General features: G+C 65.7%; 1 protein-coding gene. It reads right to left on the bottom strand.

Annotation, left to right across the window (positions count from 1 at the left end; translation table 11 throughout):
* Positions 1-974 (bottom strand): IS256 family transposase (locus IG74_RS0144755; RefSeq protein WP_030689628.1); only part of this gene is annotated, 974 nt, incomplete at its 3' end.
* Positions 975-1,016: the final 42 nt, after the last annotated feature.

The following is a 1,016-nucleotide window of genomic DNA, read 5'->3' as shown; positions in this document are numbered from 1 at the left end:
CACTTCTCGGAGAACTCCAGGAACCGCTCGGTGGCGGCGGCCTCGCCCGGAGCCGTATAGACGGGCTTGAGGTCCTTGGCGACCTTGTCCCAGTCCTGCCGGGCGACGTAACGGATGCTGTTCCGAATGAGATGAACTATGCAGGTTTGCACCACAGTTCGAGGCCAGACCGCCTCGACCGCGTCCGGCAAGCCCTTCAGTCCGTCACAGACGAGCATGAGGACGTCCTCGACGCCGCGGTTGCGGAGCTCGGTGAAGACCTGGAGCCAGTGTTTGGCGCCCTCGCCGCCGTCACCGGCCCAGATGCCGAGGATGTCGCGGGTTCCTTCGACGGTCACGGCCATCGCGATGTAGATCGGGCGGTTGGCGACCTGGCCGTCGCGGATCTTCACGTTGATGGCGTCCACGAAGACCACGGGATAGACGCGATCCAGCGGACGCGACTGCCATTCGGCCATGCCCTCCATCACCTTGTCCGTGATCGTGGTGATGGTCTGCTTGGAGACGTCCGCCCCGTACACCTCGGCCAGATGCGCGGATATCTCGCCGTGCGTGAGGCCCTTCGCGGACAGCGAGAGCACCATCTCGTCCACGCCGGTCAGACGGCGTTGCCGCTTGCGGACGATCTGTGGCTCGAAGGTGCCGGCGGTGTCGCGGGGCACCTTCACCTCGACCGGGCCGACGTCCGTCAGCACGGTCTTGGCACGGGTGCCATTGCGGCTGTTGCCGCTGTTCCGGCCCGTCACGTCGTGCTTTTCGTAGCCGACGTGATCAGTGATCTCGCCCTCCAGGGCGGACTCCAGCACCCGCTTCGTCAGCTGCTGCAGCAGCCCGCCCTCGCCAGTCAGCTGCAGTCCGTCCGACCGGGCACGGTCGACCAGCATCCCGATCAACTGCTCGTCCGATACCGCCTCCGTGGCCGGCTCAGCGACCGGCTCCTCGACGGCCTCGTGCTCGGTGATGGTCTCACTCATCAGGCGTCTCCTTGATCATCGGATCCGCCGTCTATTGGACAC

This window comes from Streptomyces sp. NRRL B-1347 (assembly GCF_000720325.1).
Lineage (GTDB): Bacteria > Actinomycetota > Actinomycetes > Streptomycetales > Streptomycetaceae > Streptomyces.
This window is presented reverse-complemented; position numbering and strand designations above follow the sequence as displayed.